The organism is Epilithonimonas sp. 33E (genome assembly GCF_059372615.1).
Map to the genome: position 1 here is coordinate 2,926,836 of NZ_CM182009.1, position 19,089 is coordinate 2,945,924.

General features: G+C 34.8%; 16 protein-coding genes. 10 read left to right on the forward strand and 6 right to left on the reverse strand.

Translation table 11 applies throughout. The features are described 5' to 3' along the window. Positions 1-49 precede the first annotated feature (49 nt). The 5 genes from AC5P2S_RS13450 to AC5P2S_RS13470 all read right to left on the reverse strand — a co-directional run bounded on the left by AC5P2S_RS13450 (position 50) and on the right by AC5P2S_RS13470 (position 5,171). Positions 50-1,219: a glycosyltransferase family 39 protein gene (locus tag AC5P2S_RS13450; RefSeq protein ID WP_494555218.1), complete on the reverse strand. Its 1,170-nt coding sequence runs from the start codon at positions 1,217-1,219 to the stop codon at positions 50-52. 85 nt (positions 1,220-1,304) lie between these two features. Continuing rightward, positions 1,305-2,723, reverse strand: a complete 1,419-nt coding sequence (locus AC5P2S_RS13455; protein ID WP_494555219.1) for an L-serine ammonia-lyase — start codon at positions 2,721-2,723, stop codon at positions 1,305-1,307. 405 nt (positions 2,724-3,128) lie between these two features. Next, on the reverse strand, positions 3,129-3,770 hold the full coding sequence (locus tag AC5P2S_RS13460) for an alpha/beta hydrolase (RefSeq protein WP_283416560.1): 642 nt from the start codon (positions 3,768-3,770) through the stop codon (positions 3,129-3,131). Between the two features lie 92 nt (positions 3,771-3,862). Beyond that, positions 3,863-4,429, reverse strand: a complete 567-nt coding sequence (locus AC5P2S_RS13465; protein ID WP_283416559.1) for a YceI family protein — start codon at positions 4,427-4,429, stop codon at positions 3,863-3,865. 169 nt (positions 4,430-4,598) lie between these two features. Then, entirely contained in the window at positions 4,599-5,171 is a 573-nt protein-coding gene (locus AC5P2S_RS13470; protein ID WP_494555220.1) for a hypothetical protein, read from the reverse strand. A gap of 215 nt (positions 5,172-5,386) precedes the next feature. Between AC5P2S_RS13470 and AC5P2S_RS13475 the strand changes: the two genes are divergently transcribed. The 4 genes from AC5P2S_RS13475 to AC5P2S_RS13490 all read left to right on the forward strand — a co-directional run bounded on the left by AC5P2S_RS13475 (position 5,387) and on the right by AC5P2S_RS13490 (position 8,995). Beyond that, the gene (locus tag AC5P2S_RS13475; protein ID WP_494555221.1) at positions 5,387-6,751 is read left to right on the forward strand and encodes a DUF1800 domain-containing protein; all 1,365 of its coding nucleotides are present in this window, start codon (positions 5,387-5,389) and stop codon (positions 6,749-6,751) included. Between the two features lie 11 nt (positions 6,752-6,762). Next, on the forward strand, positions 6,763-7,959 hold the full coding sequence (locus AC5P2S_RS13480) for a DUF1501 domain-containing protein (protein WP_494555222.1): 1,197 nt from the start codon (positions 6,763-6,765) through the stop codon (positions 7,957-7,959). A 132-nt stretch (positions 7,960-8,091) separates the two neighbouring features. Further along, positions 8,092-8,514 (forward strand): organic hydroperoxide resistance protein, encoded by a 423-nt coding sequence (locus AC5P2S_RS13485; protein WP_494555223.1) that lies wholly within the window; start codon positions 8,092-8,094, stop codon positions 8,512-8,514. Positions 8,515-8,566: 52 nt separating this feature from the next. Further along, positions 8,567-8,995, forward strand: a complete 429-nt coding sequence (locus AC5P2S_RS13490; protein ID WP_494555224.1) for a MarR family winged helix-turn-helix transcriptional regulator — start codon at positions 8,567-8,569, stop codon at positions 8,993-8,995. 53 nt (positions 8,996-9,048) lie between these two features. Here AC5P2S_RS13490 and AC5P2S_RS13495 read toward each other — a convergent pair whose 3' ends face one another. After that, on the reverse strand, positions 9,049-10,071 hold the full coding sequence (locus tag AC5P2S_RS13495) for a 3-oxoacyl-ACP synthase III family protein (protein WP_494555225.1): 1,023 nt from the start codon (positions 10,069-10,071) through the stop codon (positions 9,049-9,051). 294 nt (positions 10,072-10,365) lie between these two features. Here AC5P2S_RS13495 and AC5P2S_RS13500 point away from each other — a divergent pair, with 294 nt between their 5' ends. The 6 genes from AC5P2S_RS13500 to AC5P2S_RS13525 all read left to right on the forward strand — a co-directional run bounded on the left by AC5P2S_RS13500 (position 10,366) and on the right by AC5P2S_RS13525 (position 19,060). Beyond that, positions 10,366-11,274, forward strand: a complete 909-nt coding sequence (locus AC5P2S_RS13500; protein ID WP_494555226.1) for a magnesium transporter CorA family protein — start codon at positions 10,366-10,368, stop codon at positions 11,272-11,274. Beyond that, the gene (locus tag AC5P2S_RS13505; RefSeq protein WP_494555227.1) at positions 11,275-12,198 is read left to right on the forward strand and encodes an endonuclease/exonuclease/phosphatase family protein; all 924 of its coding nucleotides are present in this window, start codon (positions 11,275-11,277) and stop codon (positions 12,196-12,198) included. Between the two features lie 74 nt (positions 12,199-12,272). Next, positions 12,273-12,443, forward strand: a complete 171-nt coding sequence (locus AC5P2S_RS13510) for a lmo0937 family membrane protein (protein WP_283416550.1) — start codon at positions 12,273-12,275, stop codon at positions 12,441-12,443. A gap of 294 nt (positions 12,444-12,737) precedes the next feature. Beyond that, entirely contained in the window at positions 12,738-15,023 is a 2,286-nt protein-coding gene (locus tag AC5P2S_RS13515; RefSeq protein ID WP_494555228.1) for a hypothetical protein, read from the forward strand. Positions 15,024-15,300: 277 nt separating this feature from the next. Further along, a complete protein-coding gene (locus AC5P2S_RS13520; RefSeq protein ID WP_494555229.1) occupies positions 15,301-17,424 on the forward strand; it encodes a Tex family protein in 2,124 nt (707 codons plus the stop codon). Positions 17,425-17,824: 400 nt separating this feature from the next. After that, the gene (locus AC5P2S_RS13525) at positions 17,825-19,060 is read left to right on the forward strand and encodes a tetratricopeptide repeat protein (RefSeq protein WP_494555230.1); all 1,236 of its coding nucleotides are present in this window, start codon (positions 17,825-17,827) and stop codon (positions 19,058-19,060) included. Positions 19,061-19,089: the final 29 nt, after the last annotated feature.

Consider the following 19,089-nt stretch of genomic DNA (forward strand, 5'->3'; position numbering starts at 1 on the left):
TTTATTTTTGATAATAATTTCAATACTTTTTTGCAAAATTAATTTTTCATTAATTCTTAGCTAATGAGTCGTTTCCGAACCTTTTAAAATTAAATTTTAAAAAATAAGCAGCTAAAAATAATTGATACCATTCAAAATCTAACTTAAATCTTGTCATCGCAGCTTGACCTATCATATAAGGAACTGTAAAATTAATGAATAATAAAATAGAAAACATAAACAATAAGCTTTGTTTTCTTTTTATTAAGCTAATCAAGGAAAATACTGTTAGTAAATTAATGGTCATAACAAATACTTTTCTGCCTATTATTGAAAATGAATTATCATAAAAATACCTTGAAGGTACATACCATAGATACAAGAAATTTGCTAAGGCTTTTTTAATAATCAAGTACTTATCTTTTTTTTCAAATTCTAATACTTCTCTTTTATAAATCTTTTCCATTTGTAATTCATTTGTGTGTGTTCTGATTCTTCGAATTTCGCCTGCTTTTTTTAAGGGTACTTTCTGTAAATCCTTGAATACTTGCGTCTCTTCAAAATATCCAAAATGCCTGTTTTGCCAAACAGGGGTTTTTGACAATATGATTCTGTCAAAAACGATATAATTGCGTATTACCCATGGAGAATACAAGACAAACACTAAAGACGCAATAATTAAAACTTTTTTAACCTCTATTTTTTTGAAAAGAAATAAAGATATTATAAGAATTATTCCAAATGGAACCGTCACAACCTGACACAAAAAAAGCAAAGCCGAACTAATAGAGAATAATATTACCCGTTTGTTTGTAGAACCTTGCTTCCATATCTTAAAAAACCAATATAAAAAATTGAGAAATATTAATATAAAAATATTAGTATTCTCTAAGGTATTGACATATATAAAATAGAACGGAGAAAAAATAAAAAAATAGGATGTAAGCATTCCCACTTTTTCCTGAGAAAAAATTTTACAAATCCTGACAATCAATATTGGAATCAAAAAATATATAATACTCTGGGCAATAACTGCCATCATCATCGCATTTTTACCAAACAGCCAAACAAAAAAAGCAAGAAATAGTGGATTAACAGGCATTTTATAAGCTGTAGAACCTACTTCTATAAACTCCGCATAAACACCATATTTTATCAAATTATTAGCGATATCCCAATCTTCAAAAGTCAAAGCGATAAATCCTTGCTTAAGAGAATACAATATTCTAGCAAGAAGCATTAAAATATTAAATAGAAGAAAAACTTTGTAACTTAATATATATCGTAAATCTCTTCGCATCAAAAATTAATATTATCCCACTATCTTAACATTCTGCAACATTCACAGCAACAGCTAAGCCACCTTCGGAAGTTTCTTTGTATTTAGAATTCATATCCAATGCTGTTTCCCACATCGATTTGATAACACTATCCAAAGACACTTTCGCTTTGGTTGGGTCGCCATCCAAGGCTAATGATGCTGCGGTAATCGCTTTCATTGCGCCCATAGAATTTCGTTCGATGCAAGGGATTTGAACCAATCCGCCAATCGGATCACAGGTTAATCCAAGATGATGTTCCATTGCGATTTCTGCCGCCATCAGAACTTGTCCCGGTGTTCCTCCAGAAATCTCAGTTAGTCCAGCGGCTGCCATTGCTGAAGAAACGCCAACTTCTGCCTGACAACCACCCATTGCTGCGGAGATAGTGGCGTTCTTTTTAAATAAAGTTCCGATTTCTCCCGCAACCAAAAGAAATCTGATAATGTCTTCTTGAGAATTGAATTCTGTAAAAGTCTGGGCATACATCAAAACTGCAGGAATCACACCACTTGCGCCATTAGTTGGAGCTGTAATGATCCTTCCGAAAGATGCGTTCTCTTCATTCACAGCAAGAGCAAAACAGGAAACCCACTTGGTAACTGAGCTGAAAGTTTTCTGCTCATTTTTTACCATTTCGAACCACTCGTTCTTATTTTTGTAGATCTGAGTTCCAAGCAATTTCTCATTCATTTCGGAAGCTCGTCTTGTGACATTCAAGCCGCCGGGAAGAATTCCTTTTTTGTTGATGCTCTTGTAAACACAATCTTTGATGTTATCCCAAATCTCTAGAGCTTTCTGACGGGTTTCTTCCTGAGTTCTCCAAGATTCCTCATTTAACAAAACCAAATCAGAAATTTTATTGAGATTCAGTTTTTCACAGTACTTCAGTATGTCGCTACCGTGATGACATGGATATAATGTCCTTACGCATCTGTCTTCCATAGAATTATCTTCTTTGGTTGCGACAAATCCACCTCCAACGGAATAATAATCCTGGCTAAATTCTTCACCGTTTTGGAAAATAACTTTGAAAATCATCCCGTTGGGATGAAAATCGAGGGATCTTTCTTTGTTAAGGATCAAATGATATCCGTAGATAAACGGCAACCAGACTTCTCCACCAAGATAGATTTTTTGTTCTGATTTTATTTTTTCAATTTTCTCATCAATCTTATTGGTATCGATTGTTCGGAAATTTTCTCCACTGAGACCAAGCATTCCTGCAATGTCAGTCCCATGACCAACACCGGTTTTTGCCAGAGAGCCAAAAAATTCTACAAAAACTTCTTTCACATCTTGTAAAGAATGATTTCGTCTGACTAAATCCAGAAACATTTTCGCTGCATTCCAAGGTCCCATTGTGTGGGAAGAAGATGGTCCAATCCCGATTTTTATGATATCAAAAACACTGATAGATTCCATTCAATTGTAAAAAATTATCGTTTGTAAATGTAATTGATTTTTGAAACCGATACAACTTTATATTGTTATTGTTGCTGAACGCAAAGAGCGCAAAGTTTTTTGAAATTATTGAAAATATTTTTAAGGTTCACAAAAGTGTAAAGCTCAACGAAGAAAAACCATCCAACTTTGTCATTTTGTAGGAATCTCTACGCAAATTGATAGCTTAGATTCCATGCTTTACTCCGTTTCGCTCTGAATAACAAAATGCTATTGATTTGTACTATTAATTTTAACAGCGAATGTCACACGCAGCCCAGCTTGAGCGAAAATCCTTTTTACGCAGCGAAGGAAAGTGAAAAGATTGACTAAGTTGAACGACTACGTTGGGTTTGGGAGCGGAAGACGGAAATAGCTGCCAAAAAATTATACAAAAATAGCTTTGAGAATCTCGGAAACTTGTTTTGCTTTGGTTAATGGGAAAAGATGTGTTGCATTTTTGACGATAAAATCCGGTCGAGAATTTTTGATTGGGAAGACGATGTCTTTGTCAGCCAAAATCTGAATCACATCGGGCAGTTTTTCGAATTTCCACTTCGCAACTTTATCCATAGACCATTTCAGATAATGTGGATCTTTAATTGTCAGATATTGATTAAGATTGCTGTTTTTGGAATCGAATATTCTTTTTAGAAACGCATATAAAATCGAACTACTGTTACCAAAAAATTTTAACGGTATATATTTAACAGCATTAATTTTACCGCCTGCTTTGATGAAAATCGACTTTTCCTGATCTGAACGAATGCTTCCCAAGATGACAATTTTTTTTGCAGGTTTCAGCTTATGAATCTCCTGTACCATTATCCCTCCAAATGAATATCCCATTAAATAAAAATCTTCTGAATCATCTATTACAGCAGACATCCTATTAACATAATGATAGAAATCCTCATTTTTTTCAGGGATTAGCCAAGGAATGTGAACTACCTCAACTTCCGGATTGAAAGTCAGTTTTTCCAGAACTTTTTCATCTGCACCAAGACCACTTATGATGTATAATTTCATTTGGTAAAATTCTTTTGTGTTTTGGTCAAATTTAACAACAAAAAAAGAGCAGAAAAAATTCTGCTCCCGAAAAATCATATATTTTTCCGAAATTATTTCACACTCACTTTTACTTTCAAGTCTACATCATCCTTTACTAGAACATCCTGCATCGTAGATTTGTAAGCTACATCAAATTTTTGTCTGTCAAAAGAAAATTTATCCGATTCCAAAGTTACAACACCTTTGTTGGATGTGATTTTTGCTGGAAAAGACACCGGGTTTGTTTTACCTTTTACAGTCAGGTTTCCGTTAACTACAAAATTGTAATCTTTGTTTGAGTTTTTCTTTACAGAAGTAATTTTATACGTTGCAGTCGGGAACTTTTCAACCTCGAAGAAATCACCATTTTTCAAGTGACCATTCAATTTTCCTTGATATTCTCCTGATAAATCTGTAGAATTAATAGTTGTCATATCTAATACAAATTCTCCGCCTACAACAGCTCCGTTTTTAAGAACAAGGTTACCCGATTTTACATTTACAGTTCCATCATGAGAAGATGCTTCTGTTTTTGCAATTTTATAACCCCACCAGTGTACATCGGAACTCGTTAATTTCTTTGTCTGTCCAAACGCTAACCCACTTGCTAAAACTGCTAGTAATAATACTTTTTTCATTTTTTAATAATTTAATGATGCAAATCTAATTAGAATCATTCAAAATTGAAATTGATGTATGATAAGTTTTAAAAAAAAATTAACGCCTCCAAATTAATGAAGACGTTAATTATGTGTCATAGTTTGATTAATATTTTTTAGATTTTCTTAGAAAACCGAAAAATTCTGATTATTTACCCAAAGGAATGTTGTAAGCAAAACCTACACCAATTGCACCGGCATTATATTTCTGATCAGCAATCTGCCCTTTATCTCCGGTAAATGTTTTGTTATACTGTACAAAAAAGTTCCAATCACGGTTGTGATATCCAATTTCCGGTCTGATGTAAAAACCTCCGTCTGGTCTGTCAACATTGACGTTACTCGCTACTTTATCATCTCCAACGATAAATCCATAACCTAAATCTGTTCCAAAATAAAATCCGGTTTGCTGCGGATAGAATCTGAAAAGTGCCGCAACAGGAATTATACCGAAGTCATTGTTATCAACATCTACTCCGCTAATTGTTCTGTTTTTTCCGAAGTAATGATTATAACCTGTAGCGATACCGAGACCAAAACCCGGAGTTATTAAATTCTGATAAGATAAATCCACTCCAAGATTGGCGGCAGTATTACCACCGGTTGATATACCAGTGTTAAGGCCTACTTTGAACATATTGGTCATATCAGCACTCTGAGCTGAAACTAATCCTCCAGCCAAAATCCCCAGACCTAATACCAACTGCTTTAAAGTTTTCATATTTTTAAATTTTAAATTTTACAAAGGTCATACTTGTAAATTCCGTGCCAAAATAGATTTTTTGTTTGACAACTCTAACAATACAACCACCAACAAACTAATTTTCAATTATTTAAAAATAATTAAATATTAAAATTTATTCACAAACTGATATTTTCATCAATTTTGATTTAACAATTGGGTGATTACTCACTCCAACTGATAAATTATCACTCATGAATAATTTCCTGAAAAATAAGCATTTGATTTCCAGAGCAGGCTTTGGAATTCATCATAACGATATCGAAAAGTATAAAAATCTGAGTCCGAAAAAGCTTTATCAGGAATTGAAAAACAACTCAGAGTATAAAGTTTTACTGACAGATTTTCCAACTGTCACGCCTGAGCAATACCAGGAAATGTCAAAAGCAACTGACAAAAGGCCACTGAACCAGTTCAATAAGAATTATAACTCTGCTATAAACAAAGCCTGGCATTCTCAAATGATCAATACGCCTTACCAGTTACGTGAAAAAATGGCACTTTTCTGGCACGGACATTTCGCAACAAGAATTCAGCAGTCATTATTTAATAAAGATATTATTGAAGTTTTCAGGAAAAATGCGTTGGGGAATTTCAAAGACATGGTTTTTGAAGTTTCGAAATCTCCTGCAATGCTCAATTTTCTCAATAATCAACAAAATAAAAAGGCCAGGCCCAACGAAAATTTTGCGAGGGAACTAATGGAACTGTTTACACTTGGAAGAGGAAACTATACTGAAAAAGACATTCGTGAATCTGCAAGAGCTTTTACAGGGTGGAGCTACAATAGCCTTGGAGAATTTGTAAATAATGAAAAACAACACGATTCCGAAGAAAAGGAATTTCTAGGAAAAACCGGAAACTTTGATGGAACTGATATCATTCATATGATTCTCGAAAAACCAGAATGCGCTCATTTCATCACAGAAAAAATTTACAAATTCTTTGTCAATGAAACTCCTGATGAAAAAATTGTCAGATCCCTGAGTCAAAAATTTTATAAATCCAATTATGATATAATGGCTTTGGCTGACGAGATTTTCCTTTCAGACTGGTTTTATTCTGAAAAAAACATTGGTGCAAAAATAAAATCACCGGTCGAACTGATTGTCGGAATCCGGAGAATAATGCCAATGGATTTGCAAAATAAGGATACCATTTACAATTTTGAAAAAATCCTCGGGCAAGAATTATTGCAACCGCCAAATGTTGCAGGATGGCCTACCGGACTTGCATGGATAGACAGTTCCACTCTACTTTTAAGAATGAAAATCCCGGCTGTGATGGCGGGTTATAAAACACTGGACATCGAACCTAAATCCAATGACGATGTGAATATGGGAAAAGGCGAGAAAAAAGTGGTCGTCAACAAAAAGCAAAACACTATTAACATACATTGGGACAGTATCAATAATATCCTTAATCAGGATTTATTTGAGCTGCTGATTGCCAATCCCAGCGAAAATCTTGAGAAGATGATTACCCAATTCAATACGGAGAAAAGTAAGAAGCATCTGATGATAAGTATTATGTCAACTCCAGAATATCAACTTTGTTAAAATAAGCCGTTATGATTATCAATAGAAAAACCTTCATAAAAACGAGCAGTTTAGCAGCTGCTTCTTTTCTCTTCCCAAATTTCTTAAAAGCCCTGACCTTACCGGAAGCTATTGCCATGAACGGTAAAACGCTCATCATTTTGCAATTATCTGGTGGCAATGACGGACTTAATACGATTATCCCTGTCAAAAATGATATTTATTACAAATCGAGAAATCAGATTTCTATCAAGGAGGAAAATTCGCTTTTGTTAACTGATGAAGCTGCAATCAATCCAAACCTGAAATTCTTCAAAGAGCTGTATGATAATGGAGAATTGGCGGTGATGAATAATGTGGGTTATCCGGAGCCGGACAAATCACACTTCCGAAGTATGGACATCTGGCAATCTGCGAGTGACAGTAATGAATTTGTAAATTCCGGCTGGCTGGGAAGATATCTGGATGAAGCTTGTCACAACTGTCAAAATCCGACTCAGGCAATTGAAATCGATGATCTGTTAAGTCTAGCAATGAAAGGCGAAAACAACAAAGCGATCGCATTCAAAGACCCGAAGAAATTATTTGATAACAGCCAGGAAACACTTTATAAAAAACTGGCAGCCGACAATCATGATCATGAACACGATTTGGCTTCTTATCTTTATAATACGCTCGGCAATGCTATTAACAATTCGGGATATATCTTTGAAGAAAGCAAAGCCAAACCTACGGATAAAGTTTATCCGGCAACACAAATCGGAAAAGATTTTAAAACGATTGCTTCACTTATCAAATCTGATATTAATACGCAGGTTTATTATCTTTCCGTTGGAAGCTTTGATACACATGTCAATCAAAACCAAAAGCAAACCCAGCTGTTTACTGCTATTAATAATGCTGTTGAAGTTTTCACCAAAGACATGAAGGAAAATGGAAAATTCAATGATATTATGATCATGACTTTCTCCGAATTTGGTAGACGTGTTGCTCAGAATGCTAGTAACGGAACCGATCACGGAACGGCCAATCAAATGTTCTTCATCAGCGGCGGACTTAAGAAAAAAGGATTATTGAATCCACTTCCAGACTTAACCAATCTTAAAGACGGTGATTTGATTTACACCGAAGATTTCAGAAAAGTCTATGCGACGGTTCTTAAAAGATGGCTCAATTCCGATGATAAGAAAATCCTTGGAAAGGATAATGGTTATTATGATTTTATCTAAAATTAGATTTAAAGAAGACATTTTATAGTTTCCATCAATAACCGGTTTTGATGAGAACTTTAATTTATATTTTGCACAATATAATTTTACACCATAAATTTGCTCCATCAAAATAATTTAAATCATAAAAAAATGAAAACATTGTACAGCATTGGCGCAACAGCCAAAGGAGGAAGAAATGGACACGTTAAAAGTGACAACGGAGTTTTGGATCTGCAAGTGAGAATGCCAAAAGGTTTAGGAGGCGCTAATGATGATTACGCAAATCCGGAAATGCTTTTTGCTGCAGGATATTCAGCTTGTTTTGACAGCGCATTGAACCTCGTTATCAAACAAAGTAAAATCGAAACCGGCGAAACAACCGTAACAGCAAAAGTAGGTATCGGCCAAATTGAAAATGGCGGATTTGGATTAGAAGCAGAATTGCACGCTAATATTCCGGGAGTGTCTTTGCAGCAGGCTCAGGAATTGATTGAGAAAGCTCATCAGATCTGTCCTTACTCTAACGCAACAAGAGGAAATATCGAAGTTAAGTTGACTGTAAGCAACGATTAAGAAAAGCTTAATTTGTTATCTTTGAATTGTGGAACTCAATCAAAAACTCAATATGGAAGATTTATTAAAATTGGACAAGCAACTTTGCTTCTCTGTTTATGTTTTACACCGCGAAATCATGCAGTGTTACCGTCCTATTCTGAAAAATATTGGGTTGACTTATCCGCAATACATCACAATGATGACGCTCTGGGAAAAGGATGATTTGACAGTGAATCAAGTAGGGGAAATTTTACAATTGGACAACGGAACTTTGACGCCGCTTTTGAAAAGACTGGAATCTAAAGACTATTTGGAAAGAAAACGCAGCAAAGAAGACGAGCGTGTTGTAAAAATTCACTTAACGGAAAAAGGCACAAAACTCAGGGAAAAAGCCACTTGCATCCCGATGGAGCTAGCAAAAGCAATGAATCTAAGCATCGATGAAATAATGGAATTGAAATCACTGTCTGATAAAGTTGTTCAAAAAATTAACCAATAAAAAAAGAGCTATTTGTTTTTGAATAGCTCTTTTCTATTTTAAATTAATTTGGATTAATACTCAAACAAAACACTTCCCCAAGTAAAACCACTTCCGAAAGCCGACATACAAACCAAATCGCCACGTTTCATTCTGCCTTCCTGAATCGCTTCGCTCAAAGCAATTGGAATGGAAGCCGCCGTTGTATTGCCATATTTCTGGATATTAACGAAGACTTTTTCGTCCGGTAATTTCAACAATTGCTGAACATATTGCGCAATTCTGATATTCGCTTGGTGAGGAATTAATAAATCCAAATCTTCAATCGATTTTCCTGCTTTTTCAAGCGCTTCCAAAATGGTTTCCGGAAATCTTGTTACAGCGTGTTTGAAAACAAAGTTCCCATTCATCACAGGATAGATATCTTCTGCAGTTAAGGAATCCGGATTTTTAAGTAGATTGTCACTCCAGCCTAATTTAGTTCCAGGAAATTTTACAGCTAACTCTTCCGCATATTTTCCTTCAGAATGCATATTCACAGACAAGATACCTTTCGCATTCTCGTCCTCACTTGCTGATAAAACCACTGCGCCAGCCCCATCACCGAAAATCACAGAAACACCACGTCCGGCATCTGAAAAATCCAATCCAAAAGAATGAATCTCTGCTCCTACAACCAAAACATTTTTATATAGACCAGATTTGATAAATGCATTGGCAACGCTCATCGCATAAACAAAACCTGAACATTGATTACGAACATCTAAGGCGCCGATTGTATCACAACCCAGCATCTCTTGCAACAGCACACCTGAACCCGGGAAATAATAATCCGGAGACAAGGTTGCAAATACAATATAATCGATATCTTTGGCGGTAAGGTTGGCATTTTTGAGGGCAACTTCTGATGCTTTCAAACCGTAGAAAGATGTTGTCTCTTCAGAATCCACACGGTTTTTGCGATGTCTTCTTTCTTTGATTCCAGTTCTTTCCGTAATCCACTCATCATTAGTGGTCATTAGCTTAGAAAGGTCATCGTTGGTCACTACATTTTCCGGAACGTAATGTCCCACACCTGATATTACACTTTTAAACATTCTTTTGATTCAAAAATTTCGACAAAAGTAAATATTTTATTTATTACATAAGTTCCGGAACGACAGATTTTTTCTATTGGATTTTGAACCTGCTTTAGGGGCATCATATCTTAATTATTATTTTTTTTGGCGCCTATATCCGTCTCCAGCTCCCGCTCTTTTCACTCCACTGCGTTGCGTAAAAAGGAGCTCCGCTTCCGCCGGGGCGTGCTGCGCAAAAGATAAAAAATTCCTATCCAAACCAAATTCTTCAAAAATTTGAATTGATATAGAGATTTTATTTAGTTTTGTTATATGCCTATAGAACAGAAATATAAAACCGCCAACTGGGAATGGATTGATGTAACCGCACCAACGGAAGAAGACCTCCGGTTTTTGCACGAGCGTTACCATATCAATTATCTTTTGCTGGAAGATACCATAGATCCTAACCACCTTCCAAAATACGAAGAAGTTGGCGATGTCAAATTTTTTCTGGCCCGGGAATCAACAGATTTGGAACGCCGAACTTTGAATAACATTAGTGATATCAGCAGCAAACTTGGAATCTTTCTGCTTCCGAAACTGATCATCACAACACACAGGACGAAGAGCAAAAGCATCCATGAGGTGTGCGAGGAACTGAAAAAAGAAAATCCGAACAATGTCACCAGAGATCATCTCGCGCTTAAACTGGCATTAAGAATCATCAAGACTTTTGATGATGAGAGCCGCAATCTACTCGAAGTAATGGATGCTATGGAAAACGAGATTTTCCTGAAAACGACCAATCATACCAACCAGATCAGACGTCTTTACAAGCTGAAAAGAAAATCCGGTCTCAATACTAGAATCCTGAACATATCAGGTGAATGGATCACCAAATTCAAAACGCTGGATCTGGAAGAAGTGGAAGTAATGGATTTACTGGACAAACAAAAGGATGTGATTGCAGATTTTGACCACGTCAATGCGCAGACTGTTAACCTTATTTCTATGTTTTTGGCACTTTCCGATCAAAAAGCCAATCAGGTAATGAAACTCTTAGCTATTTATTCGGTTTATTTTTTACCAATTACATTTATTGCGGGCATCTACGGAATGAACTTCGACAATATGCCGGAACTGCACCATAAGCATGGTTATTATTTTACTTTGGGATTGATGGCTTTGGTGGTGATTATTACCTTCATCTATATGCGAAGAAAAAAGTGGCAAGGCTAGATGGATATAGAATTGCTGACTTTTTACAACGTAGAAAATTTTTATCCGCCCGATCAGGATTCTGTCGGAACTTATCATTCCGGTTTATATAACTGGGATGATTATAAATACCGTCTGAAAGTCAGAAAAATCTCCAATATTTTTCAATCTATTGAAGAAGATTATGAACAGTTGCCTTCTATAATTGGATTGGCTGAGATTGGTGCAAAATCAGTTCTGGAAGATCTAACCAACGAAAATTCCCCAATAAACGATTACGAAATCATCTATCAATCTTCCAAAGACTCGCGTAATCTGAGTGTGGCCTTGCTTTTTGATAGAAAGAAATTCACTTTACTGAAATATCAAACTTTACAGTTCCAATTAGACAAGGAGAAAAAGTTTGATACCCGTGATATTTTGCAAACAGAGTTTTTATACCAAGAAAAAAAGCTTCATATTTTTGTTATTCATCTGCCTTCCAAAAGAAATCAGGATGCTAAAAAAGATCAACGGAATTTTATTATTGAAAAGCTTAAAGAAACATTTCAGGAATTATTTGATAAAGGAGAAGCTATTGTTTTGATGGGCGATTTCAATGAAAACCCAGATAATGAAGCTGTACAAGAATTACTTTTGGATAAAAATGGTAAGCAAGTTCTGAATAATCCTTTTGAAAGCCTATTCAATGCAAATCAATTTTCAACTTATCACGGTAAAAAAGGTGTTTGCTTTGACCAGATCATTTATCCGGAAAAACAGCTTATTGAGCAATTCAGTCTTCGGTCTATAAAAGCTGAAATCTATAATTCGCCACGACTGAGAAACAAAAACAATAAAAATAATAATTATCCTTTCAGAACATACTCCGGTTCCCGATATGTGGGCGGTTACAGCGATCATTTTCCAGTAATTTTAAAATTAATAGGAAAATCCCTGTCATAAATTATTATTGATTCGAAAATGAAAAGGCATAGATTATGCTTATAGGTTATTAAATCACTAAAAAATTTAATGTTATGAGAAATCTATTATGGTTAGTCGCAGTCATTTGTATTATTGTATGGCTTTTAGGAATGTTGGGCGTAGTCCCGGGAATGAGTACCGGATATCTGGTTCATGTATTATTAGTAATTGCCATTGTTGTGGTGTTATTTAATATTATCTCAGGAAGAAAGCCTTTGGATTAAATATTTTACCACTTAAACTAAAAATTATTGTCTGATTAAATTTCCACGAATTTATTCAGACATTTTTATTTTATGACAAGAATTAAGCAAATTTTAATCTGTTATAAAATTGCGTTAATCAAAGTGAAAATACATTTTAGACCATATAACATTTGTATTTTTATTTTATGAAGTAATCATAACATAATGCTATATTTTTCCAAAAGATTTGTTTGCAAAAGTATTTTTGCATTTTTTCTGTTTCTCTCGCTATCTGGTTTTTCACAGGATAAAGCCGAGCAAGCCATTCAAAATATGGATAAAAACTTTCCCCAGGAAAAAGTGTATCTGATGTTTGATAAGAATAGCTATGCTGCAGGAGATAATATTTGGTTCAAAGCTTTTGTATTTGACGGTTACAGCAAGTCCAATGTTTCCACAACACTTTTTGTAGAGCTGTATGACAGCAGCAAAAAACTGATTGATAAAAAAATGCTTCCATTTTATAATAGTGAAGGAAATGGTAATTTTCAATTAGCAGACAATCTGAAAGAAAATATCTATTATGTAAGAGCTTACACAATCTGGATGACGAATTTTAGTGAAGACTTTCAGTTTATGAAATCGTTTGCTGTTTATAACCCCAATTCTCCCGAGAAATTAATCAAAAATGATAATGCAGATTGGTCAGTTTCTGTCTTTCCGGAAAGTGGAACTTTTGTTGCCGGTATTGATACTAAAATTGCTGTTCGTTTACAATCCGGGGGAACTTTACCAAAAAACTGGAACGGTTATGTAATTGATAAAGATAAACCCAATGTTCATCTTGCTGATTTTGAAAGCTTTGATCAGAATGTAGGATCATTCTCTATGACGCCACAGAAAGATAAACAATATCAGGTAGTCATTACAGATAATAATGGAAAAAATCAAAAGATAGATTTGCCACAAGTTGCTGAAAGTGGAATTAATCTCCAAGTGAAAAGCTTAGCTGACAAAATCGAATATCAAATTAAATCTAACAACATTGTTGATGAATCCGGTTATTATAAAATCATAGCAACTATTGGAAACCGTTTCGTTTACAAAGCCCGCATCAGGAAAAATTCCAATGATGAAGTTTTCTCGATTCCGACTAATCAATTAATTAACGGCATTCTTCAGTTTACTTTGTTCGATGAAAAGGAAAATGTGGTTGCTCAAAGACTTTGTTTTATTCAGCCTCAAAAACTGAATTTTTTAAAACCAGTAGTGCAATCGATTTCAAAGAATTTAAATCCTAAAAGTTTAAACTCATTTGATATAAAATCAGACAGCAATATTTTTGATGCATCGGTTGCAGTTTATGACCAATCAAAATTTAATCAAAAAGAAAATATCTTAAGCGCATTCTGGCTCACAGGAGATTTCACGGATACGATTGAACAGCCGGTTCAATATTTTTCCGATAACAGGAATACGGATGCACTGGATGCATTATTGATTTCTGAAAAGTGGAAGCGTTTCAATTGGAAGGATATTATCTCCGGTAAATTTCCAGTCATCAAAAATCAACCTGAAAAATATATTTCATATAATGTCAGAATCACTTCCAATGGCGCTCCTGTAAAAAATACCAATATCAATCTGATGTTTGAAGGTGATAAATCGGGTTCAAAATTATTGACTGTTATAACAGATAACAATGGTGACCTTAGCCTGAAAAATATGGCTTTTTATGAACCTCAGAAGATTTATTATCAATTAAATGCTGATAATCCGGATGCTGTTATTATTCCGAAAGTTTCATTTGTTCCTTTGAAAAAAGAATTACCGCAGAGTGATTTTATTCTAGTAAAACGAAATTCAAATGATGCTCTTACTTCCGAAGCTTCCCTTGCCATAGAAAACAGTCAGTTTCAAAAAAAACTGAATGAAAAAGTAACCGATATAGAAGAAGTAAAACTGATTGCAAAAAAACAATCACCAACAGAAAAACTGAATGACGAACTCAGTAGTCCGATGTTTCAAAGTGCATCAGAAACCATTTTTGACTTTGTGAACGATAAGTCTTTAGCAACTGGTTCTCCCGATATTCTATTGTGGCTGGAAGGTCGGGTTGCCGGACTTCAGATTCAAAGGGATGGCGCAGATGTAGATGTTCTGATGAGAAATAAAAAAGTGGATATCTATCTGGATGAAGTCAAAACGGAATTGGAGATCCTAAGAGGTTTTAATATTTCGAATATTGCAATGATCAAGGTTGTGAAAGATGATTTCTTTGGTGGATTTGGTAATTCGAATGGCGCCATTTTAATTTATACTAAAAATGGAAACACAGGTTCCGACGAAGTTATGAAATCGATGACTGGACTTAAATTTTTCATATTGAAAGGTTATGATAAGCCAGACTTTTACAAAAACATTATTTACAGTAATGATTCTCTGGAAAAGCTGATCGATAGCCGAATTAATCTGTATTGGAATCCAAAATTACCTTTAAACCAATCAGCAAAAGTAGAATTTTACAATAATGATTCTGCAAAGCAATACAGAGTCATTATTACCGGATTCGATGATGAAAAACAGCTTCCTATTTTTTCTGATTCAATATTGAATTAAGTCATCAAATCTATATTTTTTACAAAATCCGTATTTCTACCTAAAACCGAATGACTAAATCATTTTAGCTTTGGCTAAATATTCAATTATGTCAACGCTAACTATTTTTGGTTCATTCGGATTAGAATTATTTGGACCGATCATTTTAATCGCAATGCTTTTCATCACTTTATTAAGAGAAAAGAAAAAACGCAGAAAATAATATTGCTTCCTGATTTATTTAATTTTCGATTATTAACAGCTAAAAAACACTATTTTCGCTGTTCAAAATCAAGAAATGAAGGCTTCAGACTTTATACAAAAGCAACTAAATATCCCTACCAAAAATATAGACAGTACGCTTCAGCTTTTCTCCGAAGATTGTACCATCCCTTTCATTGCACGTTACAGAAAAGATAAAACAGGCAATCTGGACGAGGTCGCAATTGAAAATATTTTCAAGCTGAATAAGCAGTTTGAAGACATCATCAAAAGAAAAGAAAGTATCCTGAAATCCATCGATGAACAAAATGCTTTGACGTCTGAATTGAAGCAAAAGATAGAACAAAGTTTTGACCTTCAGGAAGTGGAAGATTTTTATCTGCCCTACAAAAAACGGAAAAAGACAAAAGCCGATACAGCAAGAGAAAAAGGACTGGAACCTTTGGCCAAGATTATTATGAGCCAACGTTCTGACGATATCGATTTTATCGCTTCAAAATATGTTAATCAAAATGTTGCCGATGAAGATGAAGCTTTGCAAGGTGCAAGAGATATTATTGCGGAATGGATTAATGAAAATCTTTATGTTCGTAAAAATCTTCGAAGATTATTCCAGAGAAAAGCAGTTATTTCTTCTAAAGTGGTCAAAGCAAAAAAAGATGAGGAAACAGCTCAGAAATTCTCACAATATTTCGAATGGCGGGAAGCTTTGAACAGGATTCCATCGCACCGTCTGCTGGCAATGCTCCGTGCAGAGAATGAGGGTTTTGTAAAAACGTCTGTTGATATCGAAAAAGATGAAGCGCTTGACCTGATAGGAAATGCTATTATCAAAAGTAATAATTCATCTTCAAAACAAATAGAATTAGCAATAGCCGATTCTTACAAACGATTGTTAGAGCCGGCTCTTTCCAATGAAGCGCTTCAGGAAGCCAAAGAAAAAGCAGATATCAAAGCGATTGAGGTTTTCTCTGAGAATCTTCAACAATTACTTCTCGCTTCACCTTTGGGAGAAAAAAGGATTTTAGCCATTGATCCCGGTTACAGAACCGGTTGCAAAGTCGTTTGCCTTGATGAAAAAGGTGATCTTTTGCACAACGAGAATATCTATCCGCACGCTCCGCAAAACGAAACTGGAATGGCGATGAAAAAAATTCGTTCTATGGTTAATGCTTATAATATTGAAGCCATCTCTATCGGAAACGGGACAGCCAGCCGGGAAACCGAATTCTTCATCAAGAAAATTGCATTTGATAAGCCGATTCAGGTGTTTGTGGTTTCAGAAGCAGGTGCATCGGTCTATTCAGCCAGTAAAATCGCGCGGGATGAATTTCCAAATTATGATGTGACCGTTCGTGGTGCTGTGTCCATTGGAAGACGATTGGCCGATCCTTTGGCAGAATTAGTAAAAATCGATCCTAAATCTATTGGCGTCGGACAATACCAATATGATGTGGATCAAACCAAACTAAAAGAAGAGCTGGACAATACTGTAATTCGTTCCGTCAATTCGGTTGGAATTAATCTGAATACAGCTAGTAAATCATTATTAAGTTACGTTTCCGGAATCGGAGAAAAAATGGCGGAGAATATTGTTAATTTCCGAACAGAAAATGGCGCTTTCACCGAAAGAAAAGATCTGAAGAAAGTTCCAAGACTTGGAGAAAAGGCTTATCAGCAAGCCGCTGCTTTTGTTAGAATCAAGAATGCGAAAAATCCTTTGGATAATTCAGCCGTTCATCCGGAAGCTTACAAAACGGTTGAAAAAATGGCAAAAGATCTCGGCTTAAAAACTGAAGATTTAATTTCGAATAAAGAGAAAATAGCTTCCATCAATCCTGAAAAATATGTAACTAATGATATCGGAATCCTAGGAATCAAAGACATTCTGAAAGAATTAGAAAAACCGGGATTAGACCCAAGAAAAGGAGCGAAGGTTTTTGAATTCGACCCCAATGTAAAATCCATCAAAGATGTAAAACCCGGGATGATCCTACCGGGAATTGTCAATAATATTACTGCTTTCGGATGTTTTGTGGATTTGGGAATCAAGGAAAGCGGTTTGGTTCATATTTCTCAATTGAAAGATGGCTTTGTATCCGATGTAAATGAAGTAGTAAAGCTGCATCAGCACGTCCAGGTTAAGGTTACAGAAGTAGACGAAGCAAGAAAAAGGATCCAGCTGAGTATGATTTTATAATTGCTCTTAACATAATCATTATAAACAGTAAAATATTTATTAATAATTTAAAAGCTTGTAGATATTTATCGTAATATTAAATTAATATTTAAATATATTCTATTTTTGCATCGAATACTTAATAACAAATGATTTGAAAAACAAAGTATCTTTAAATAATATTATGCTGATTCGGCATAGTATCATATTATTTTCTGCCTTATTCTTCTATCCATTTTTGTCGGCCCAGAACCATTATACACCAAAACAAATAGACTCTCTCATTACATCTAATGAGAAAACAAATAATTTTAACCTGAAACAAAATATAAGTTTCCTTAATAACTTGTTTAAAGAATCCGAAAAGATTCATTATGAAAAAGGGATGTACCGCTCTTTATTGCAAATAAACAATTGGTATATGTTGAAAGCACAGTATAAAAGTGCTATTCCCTATTTTGAGAAAATAGAGAATCTACCGCTAAAGAACCCTGACAATATAAAATATAAAGTCTCTGCGCTTCAAAACAAAGCTTTTGCTTTTACCAATTTAGGCTTATATGATGATGCACAGGTAGCGATTAACAAATCAATGCTCTTAGCACTTAAGGTAAATGATAATGACAAAAAATTCCGGTTTTTAGGGAAAGCTTTTGATCTCAAAGCTGCACTTTATATTCAATTGAAGATGCCTGAGGACTCTGTAATGCTTTACCTGAAAAAATCAGCAGTTCAGTATAAGCAATTAAAGAATAATACGGATAGAACGACCTTATTGAATGCTGCTTATATTAATATGAGCATTAGTTTTTTTGAAGCAAAAAAATTAGACTCGGCATTGTTCTATTCACATAAAGTGGCAAAACAAAAGCAAATAGATGATAAAACAAAATCTGGTGTCTTCCAGACTTTAGCACAAATACACCGTGAAAAGAATAATTGGGACAGTGCATTTTATTACTATAAACAAGCAGAGGCAATATCGGCTAAATTCGGGGATGCATTGGATTTAAAATCAATCTATCAAACACTCACCGAGATGTATGATAAATCAGGAGATAAGGAAAATGCCCTGATCTATGCTAAAAAGTATTCTCATTTATCCGATAGTCTTAATGTTATTAATCAACAAGGTGCAGCCTTAGCCAACAAAGATATTAAAGAAGATTTGCAGGAAGAAAATGCATCACAGCAGAAGCGCCTGTATTGGATCATAGGAGGTATTATTATAATTCTGCTTTTTATATCCTTATTGTCTTTATATATTTTTAGAAACTATACTAAGGAAAAAAAATCCCGTCAGGAAAAGAAAAACATCATTGAAGAAAAGACAAAAGAACTTGAAAAGCTGCAATCTAAGGTCAATGATTCTTTTGACGAGATTGTATCTCTTGCCAAAAATAATGACCCTGCATTTTTGGGACGTTTCAAAGAGGTTTATCCGGATTTTTGTAATAGGCTTCAGATGACTTATCCAGATCTTCTTAATTCAGAACTAGCTTTTTGTGCTTACCTCAAACTGAATTTTTCAACCAAAGAAATTGCGACTTATACATTTACTGCAATTAAATCTGTTCAAAACCGTAAGAACCGTATCAGGAAGAGACTGAACATTCCTTCCGATGAAGATATCTATATCTGGATAGATAAACTGTAAAAAAACAGGCTCCATATAGATGAAGCCTG